Origin of the sequence: Pseudomonas citrullilanati (assembly GCF_030580855.1) — a bacterium.
GTDB classification, from domain to species: Bacteria; Pseudomonadota; Gammaproteobacteria; order Pseudomonadales; family Pseudomonadaceae; genus Aquipseudomonas; species Aquipseudomonas citrulli.
Map to the genome: position 1 here is coordinate 56,797 of NZ_JAUQOP010000034.1, position 7,725 is coordinate 64,521.

A 7,725-nucleotide genomic window follows, 5' to 3' on the forward strand; every position below is an offset into this window, starting at 1 on the left:
GTCAGGCTGACGCCGCGTTGCGTCCATCGCGAGCAAGCTCGCTCCCACAGGGGATCTGCATTGGCTTCAAATATCGGGCTCGACAGAAATCCTGTGGGAGCGAGCTTGCTCGCGATGAGGTCCGCCCATGCACCACAGAACGCTCAGGAGATTGACCCGCCCCCGCACCCTGCGTAGCCTTGCGCCTTCGAGGTTCTTCGGTTTCGCGCCGAAGCTAAGAAGGGAACGCGGTCCAAGCCGCGGCTGCCCCCGCAACTGTGAACGGTGCTGTTTCTGCAAGGCCACTGTGCATGCCATTTCTACAATGGACACACGGGAAGGCGCAGTCATCGCCAGTCGAAAGACTGGCCCGCCGTCAGCCAGGAGACCTGCCTCGAGACCGATTCTCACTACAACCGGGCGGGGTGATCCGGTGGCGAAATCTTCCGCGCACGCCCGTGCCTGCGGTCGTCGTCCCGTTTGCCCGCCACCTTGCCAAAGGGCATCCGATGAAAACACTGGCCAAACTTCCCGTCACCATCGTCACCGGTTTCCTCGGCTCGGGTAAGACCACGTTGCTGCGGCACATGCTCGACAACGCCCAGGGCCGCCGCATCGCGGTGATCGTCAACGAGTTCGGCGAGCTGGGCATCGACGGCGAGATCCTCAAGCAGTGCTCCATCGGTTGCACCGAAGAAGAAGCCAACGGCCGCGTCTATGAACTGGCCAACGGTTGCCTGTGCTGCACGGTGCAGGAGGAATTCTTCCCGGTAATGCGTGAACTGGTGACGCGGCGCGGCGACCTTGACCACATCCTTATCGAAACCTCCGGCCTGGCCTTGCCCAAGCCGCTGGTCCAGGCTTTCCAGTGGCCGGAAATCCGCAGCGCCTGCACCGTCGACGCGGTCATCACCGTGGTCGACAGCCCGGCCGTGGCCGCCGGCACCTTCGCCGCCTTCCCCGACCAGGTCGACGCCATGCGCAAACTCGACCCGAACCTGGATCACGAATCGCCGCTGCACGAACTGTTCGCCGATCAATTGGCGAGCGCCGACCTGGTGATCCTCAACAAGGCTGACTTGATCAGCCCCGAGGACCTGGCGAAAGTCCGCCTGGAAGTGGCCGAGGAGCTGCCGCCGGCGGTCAAGGTCATCGAAGCCAGCAGCGGTCGCCTGCCGCTGGACGTGCTGATCGGCCTGGGTGCGGGCTCCGAAGAGCACATCGACGGCCGCCACAGCCATCACGACCATCACCATGAGGGCGACGAGGATGACCACGATCACGACGCTTTCGATTCCATTTCCATCGAACTGCCCCAGGCCGACGAGAGCCTGTTGCTGGACGCGCTGACCCAACTGGTGGTGCAACACGGCGTGCTGCGGGTCAAGGGCTTCGCGGCCATCCCGAACAAGCCGATGCGCCTGCTGGTGCAGGGCGTCGGCACGCGTTTCGACAAGCATTTCGATCGCCCGTGGGGCGCCGACGAAGCGCGAGTCACCCGCCTGGTGCTGATCGGCCAGGCGCTCGATGCGGGGCTGCTCGAAGCGCAGTTGCGCGCCGCCCTCAGCGCCTAAGCCATGCACCTGCTCAGGACCCAGCCGGGCGGCTTCGTAGCGGACGACAACATTGCCGACCTGGGGCAGTCTCCCGCCGAGCTGGTGATCCTGTGCAGCGGCGATTCCAGCCTGGCGCTGCTGGCCGAAGCGGCGCGGCAGTTGCCGGATGACTACCCACAGTTCCGCCTCGCCAACCCGATGCAGGTGCAGAACCATGCCTCGGTGGACCTGTACGTCGAAGACGTGCTGCGCCATGCCAAGGTCATCCTGTTGTCGCTGCATGGCGGCATCGGCTATTGGCGCTACGGCATCGAACGGTTGATGGAACTGGCCGGCCGCGGGGTGACGTTGATCCTGGTGCCGGGGGACGATCGCCCGGACCCGGAACTGAGCGACCTCAGCAACGTGCCGGTCGAGGGGCGCGACCGCCTCTGGCAGTTCTTGCGCCAGGGCGGCCTGGATAACGCCCTGAATCTGTTCTACAACCTCGGCAGCCAATGGTTCGGTCGCGATTATTCGTGGGCCGAACCGCAGGCGCTGCCGCGCACCGCGATCTATCACCCGCAACAGACGCGCGCCAGCCTCGACGACTGGCGGGACGACTGGCAGGCCGCCCAGCCGGTGGCGGCGGTGCTGTTCTATCGCTCGCACCTGCAAGCGGCGAACACCGCGTTCATCGACGTGTTCTGCCAGCGCCTGCACGCGGCGGGGCTCAACCCGCTGCCCATCGCCGTGGCGAGCCTCAAGGAGCCCGCCTGCCTGGCGCAGGTCGAGGATTGGCTGGATGAAGTCGAGGCGGGGGTGATCCTCAACACCACCGGGTTCGCCCAATCCAGCCCGGAAGCGCCCCACCTGCGGCCGTTTCGCCGCGACATCCCGGTGATCCAGGCCATCTGCGCCCAGGACAACGAACCCGGCTGGCGTGCCAGCGAGCAAGGCCTGGGCCCCCGCGACCTGGCGATGCACATCGCCTTGCCGGAACTGGACGGGCGCATCATCAGCCGGCCCATCAGTTTCAAGGACCTGGCCTGGCGCAGCGAACGCAGCCAGAGCGATGTGGTCTGCTACCGGGCCGTGCCCGAACGGATGGATTTCGTCGCCGAACTGGCCCAGCGCTGGACCCTCCTGGCGCGCCTGCCCAACGCAGAAAAGCGCGTGGCGCTGATCCTCGCCAACTACCCGACCCGGGACGGGCGCATTGGCAACGGCGTCGGCCTCGACACCCCGGCGGCGGCGCTGAATATCCTGCGCGCCATGCAAGCCGAGGGCTATCCACTGCCGGCCGAACTGCCGGCGAACGGTACGGCGTTGATCCAGCAATTGCTCGGTGGGGTCAGCAACGACCTGGACAGTCTCGACCTGCGACCGTGCCACCAGAGCCTGGCCGTCGAAGCCTACCAGGCCATGTTCGACGCGCTGCCTGAAGCCAACCGCCAGGCGGTGCTGGCGCGCTGGGGCTCGCCCGGGCAGGACCCGATGTTCCGCGAGGGACGCCTGATGATCGCCGGCCTGCGCCTGGGCCTGACGTTCGTCGGCATCCAGCCGGCGCGGGGCTACCAGGTCGATCCGAGCGCGGTCTATCACGACCCGGACCTGGTGCCGCCCCATGGCTACCTGGCGTTCTATTTCTGGTTGCGCCACACCTACGGCGCCCACGCGCTGATCCACGTTGGCAAGCACGGCAATCTCGAATGGCTGCCGGGCAAGGGCGTCGGCCTGTCGGAAAGCTGTTGGCCGGACGCGCTGCTGGGATCGCTGCCGAACATCTATCCGTTCATCGTCAACGACCCGGGCGAGGGCGCCCAGGCCAAGCGCCGCACCCAGGCAGTGATCATCGATCACCTGATGCCGCCGCTGACCCGCGCCGAAACCTACGGACCGCTGCGCAACCTTGAATTGCTGGCTGACGAATACTACGAGGCGCAACTGCTCGATCCGCGCCGCGCCCGGGAGTTGCAACGGGACATCCTGGACCTGGTGCGCGAGACCCACATCGACCGCGAACTGGCGCTGGACGCCGATGCCGACGCGGCGGTCTGGCTGCCGCGCCTGGACACCTACCTGTGCGACCTGAAGGAGTCGCAGATCCGCGATGGCCTGCACATCTTTGGCGAGTCGCCCGGCGGGCGGCTGCGCATCGACACCTTGCTGGCGTTGCTGCGCATTCCCCGTGGCGACGGCAAGGGGGCGCAGTCGAGCCTGTTGCGGGCGTTGTCCCAGGCTTTCGGGCTGGGCTTCGATCCGCTGGATGGTGCCTTGGCCGAGCCCTGGACCGGCGCCTGTCCCGCGGCGTTGCAACAGGTCAGCACGGACCCCTGGCGCACCGTCGGTGATACCCGCGAGCGCCTGGAACTGTTCGCGGCGCGTCTGATCGAGCAGGCGCTGGAGGGCGACATCGATTCGCTGGATGCGCCGGGTTGGGACGCGGTGCGCGGCATCGTCGACCACCTGCGCGCCGTCGTCGCCCCGCGCCTGGACGCCTGCGGCCCGGCGGAGATGCGCGGACTGCTCGACGCCCTGGGCGGGCGCTTCGTCCCGGCCGGCCCCAGCGGTGCGCCGAGTCGCGGCCGCCTGGACGTGCTGCCCACCGGGCGCAACTTCTTCTCGGTGGACGTGCGCAACCTGCCCACCACCACGGCGTGGCGCATCGGTTTCCAGTCGGCCAACCTGATTCTCGAACGGCACTTGCAGGATCATGGCGATCACCTGCGCCAGCTCGGCCTGTCGGTGTGGGGCACCGCCACCATGCGCACGGGCGGCGACGACATCGCCCAGGCCATGGCGCTGATGGGCGTGCGCCCGGTGTGGGCCACGGGCAGCCAGCGGGTGGACGATTTCGAGATCCTGCCGCTGAGCCTGCTGGATCGGCCCCGGGTCGATGTGACGCTGCGGGTTTCCGGATTCTTCCGCGACGCCTTCGCCAACCTGATCCGCTTGTTCGATGCGGCGGTGCAGGCCGTTGCCGCCCTCGATGAACCGGCCGACCTGAACCCCCTGGCGGCCAAGGTTCGCAGCGAACGGGAAAGCCTCCTGGCGGCAGGCCTTGCCCCGGACGCGGCGTCCCGACAGGCCGGCTGGCGGATCTTCGGCGCCAAGCCGGGCGCCTATGGCGCGGGCGTGCAGGGGGCCATCGACGGGCGCCTGTGGCAGAGCCGCGAGGACCTGGCCGAGGTGTACCTGAGTTGGGGCGGTTACGCCTACGGTGCCAGCGATGAAGGCACTGCCGCGCGGGAGCCGTTCGCCCGGCGCTTGAGCCAGGTGCAGGCGGTGTTGCAGAACCAGGACAACCGCGAGCACGACGTGCTCGATTCCAATGACTACTACCAGTTCCAGGGCGGCATGCTGGCAGCGGCGCAGACCCTCAGTGGCCAGGCGACGGCCAGTTACCACGGCGACCACAGCCAGCCGGACCTGCCGCGCATTCGCACCCTCAAGGAAGAGCTCAACCGCGTCATCCGTTCCCGGGCGGCCAACCCGAAGTGGATCGACGGGGTCAAGCGCCACGGCTACAAAGGTGCGTTCGAGCTGGCGGCGACGGTGGACAACCTGTTCGCCTTCGACGCCACCACGCAGCTGATCGACGATCACCAGTACGCGTTGCTGGCCGATGCCTACCTGCTCGACCCCGACACCCGGGAATTCGTCCGCCAGCACAACCCCGATGCCCTGCGCGACATGACCGAGCGCATGCTCGAAGCGCAGCAGCGGGGGATGTGGCAGGCACCGGGCGAGTACCGCGAGGCGCTGGAGAATTTGCTGCTGGACATAGAGGAAGATGGCTGACGTGCCCGCTCAGCAGGCTAGACATAACCCTGTAATGGGCTGACCTGTGGCGAGGGGATTTATCCCCGCTGGGTTGCGAAGCGACCCCCTAGTCCATGTTGTGGGCCTGCTTCGCAGTCCAGCGGGGATAAATCCCCTCGCCACAAGTACTCTATTCACATTGACGTCACCGACCAACCTTGAGAATCAGACATGACCGACACCCCCCATTTCCCGCTTTCCGCCGTGGTCGGCGCCGATGACTTGAAACTGGCGCTGTGCCTGGCCGCCATCGACCCGAAGATCGGCGGGGTGCTGATCGAAGGGCCGCGGGGCATGGCCAAGTCCACCCTGGCCCGGGGCCTGGCGGATCTGCTGGCCAGCGGTCAGTTCGTCACCTTGCCCCTGGGGGCGACCGAGGAACGCCTGGTGGGCACCCTCGACCTGGACGCGGCGCTGGGGGAAGGGCGCGCGCGGTTCTCTCCCGGGGTGCTGGCCAAGGCCGACGGCGGCGTGTTGTACGTCGATGAGGTGAACCTGCTGCCCGATCACTTGGTGGACTTGCTGCTGGACGTGGCGGCCAGTGGCACCAACCTGATCGAGCGCGACGGCATTTCCCACCGGCACCCGGCGCGTTTCGTGCTGATCGGCACCATGAACCCGGAAGAGGGCGAGTTGCGCCCGCAATTGCTCGATCGGTTTGGCCTGGACGTGGCCCTCGACGGCCATACCCCGCCGGCTGAACGCGGGCAGATCATTCGGCGGCGATTGGATTTCGACCAGGATCCGGCGGCCTTCTGTGTGCAATGGGAAACCGCCCAGCAGTCGTTGCGTGAACGCTGCCAGCAGGCGCGCGACCGGTTGGCCGGAATCGCCCTGGATGACAGGGCGTTGGCGCAGATTACCGAGCGCTGTTTCGCCGCCGGGGTCGATGGCTTGCGCGCCGACCTGGTCTGGTTGCGGGCGGCCCGGGCCCATGCCGCTTGGCGTGGCGCGCAGGCCATTGCCGACGAAGACGTCGACGCGGTCGCCGAGTTTGCCTTGCGCCACCGGCGGCGTGGGCACGGCGCCCCGGCACCCGAGCCGTCCCAGGCGCCCGGGACGAGCGACCGCGAGGCCCGATCCAGTGAAGGCCAGGGCCAGTGGGGCGACCTGCCGGCCCGGGCCTTGCCCACCGGTGCGCGACGTGACGTGCCGAGCTGGCCAAAAAAGCCCTAGGCATTCGCCCCCGTTCGGCTGCGGGGGCGGATGCCAGACCTCGCGCAGGACGCCTTGACCAGGGCCGCCAGGGCCGCAGCAAAGCGGCGGCCAGCGGTGCGGTGAACTGGCCGGGGACGTTGCTCAATGGCCGGCCACGCCTGCGTGAGGACCTGCGCTGGCACGCTCGCCATCGGTCGCCCCATGAACTGTGGCTGGTGATCGTCGACGCCTCGGCCTCGACCCGTCGCCATCGCGCCCTGAGCGATGGCAAGGGCCTGCTGGCGCAACTGTTTGACGACGCCTACCGACAGCGGGCGCGATTGGCCCTGTTGACCGCCAGCGGCAACGCCCCTCGCTGGCAGGTGCAGGGCCTCAAGGCCTCGGCCGGCCTGCGGGATTGGCTCGACGGACTTGGCGCCGGAGGCGGCACGCCGTTGCAGGCGGCGCTGCAAGAGGCCGGGCGTTGGCTGCAAGCCCGGCGCAAGCGCTACCCGGCGGAGCGGCAACGGGTGCTGGTGATGACGGACGGACGGCTGAAGCAAGGCCTGGCGCCGCCGTCGCTCGACTGCCCGTGCCTGTTGATCGACATCGAACGAGGCCCGATCCGCCTGGGCCGCGCCCGGCAGTTGGCGGGACAGTTGGGGGCTGAGTACCGGCATATCGATCAAGTGTAATGGGGGTAAGTGTAGGGTGTCTGGTCGGACGCCATCGCGAGCGAGCTCGCTCCCACAGGGGGGCCGAGGTGAACGCAAAATTTTGGCTCACCCTCAATTCCGGTGGGAGCCAACTGTCTTTCACCCCCACCCGACCCGCGGTCGTCTTTTGGGTGCTATCGCGGCCTCAGATGGCCCCCTCCGGGGCCTCAAGCGGTTTGATCCCGCCACGGCGTGCCGTCGCGCACCATCGCGTTGAGCCGGACCAGCAATACCCGCATACACGCCACCAGGGCCACTTTTGCGCACTTGCCCTTGGCGCGCAGCCTGGCATAGCGGGCTTTGAAATCAGCGTTGTAGCGGACCATCACCAACGCACACATATAGGCTGCGCGGCGCAATCTTCTGCGCCCACCGTAGATATGGCGTTTGCCGGTTTTCACGCCGCTGTCATTATTGAACGGCGCCACCCCAGCCAACGCAGCCACCTGCGCGCGGTTGAGGTCGCCCAATTCAGGCAGATAGCAAAACAGGCTGGCAATCGTTACAGGCCCCAAGCCCTTTACGGCACGCAG

At 67.5% G+C, this 7,725-nt stretch carries 5 protein-coding genes and 1 riboswitch; of the genes, 4 read left to right on the forward strand and 1 reads right to left on the reverse strand.

Annotated elements, in window-relative coordinates; genetic code table 11:
* The first annotated feature begins 173 nt into the window (after positions 1-173).
* A riboswitch (cobalamin riboswitch) is annotated at positions 174-390 on the forward strand.
* 98 nt (positions 391-488) lie between these two features.
* The 4 genes from cobW to Q6A48_RS20190 all read left to right on the forward strand — a co-directional run bounded on the left by cobW (position 489) and on the right by Q6A48_RS20190 (position 7,171).
* Positions 489-1,553, forward strand: coding sequence for a cobalamin biosynthesis protein CobW (cobW, locus tag Q6A48_RS20175; RefSeq protein ID WP_304555998.1), 1,065 nt, complete (start codon positions 489-491; stop codon positions 1,551-1,553).
* 3 nt (positions 1,554-1,556) lie between these two features.
* Positions 1,557-5,318 (forward strand): cobaltochelatase subunit CobN, encoded by a 3,762-nt coding sequence (gene cobN, locus Q6A48_RS20180; RefSeq protein WP_304555999.1) that lies wholly within the window; start codon positions 1,557-1,559, stop codon positions 5,316-5,318.
* 192 nt (positions 5,319-5,510) lie between these two features.
* A complete protein-coding gene (locus tag Q6A48_RS20185; protein ID WP_304556000.1) occupies positions 5,511-6,515 on the forward strand; it encodes a magnesium chelatase ATPase subunit I in 1,005 nt (334 codons plus the stop codon).
* Positions 6,516-6,616: 101 nt separating this feature from the next.
* On the forward strand, positions 6,617-7,171 hold the full coding sequence (locus tag Q6A48_RS20190; RefSeq protein WP_369811721.1) for a vWA domain-containing protein: 555 nt from the start codon (positions 6,617-6,619) through the stop codon (positions 7,169-7,171).
* 188 nt (positions 7,172-7,359) lie between these two features.
* Here Q6A48_RS20190 and Q6A48_RS20195 read toward each other — a convergent pair.
* Positions 7,360-7,725, reverse strand: a 366-nt coding sequence (locus tag Q6A48_RS20195) for a transposase (RefSeq protein ID WP_304556001.1), incomplete at its 5' end; no start/stop codon positions are given.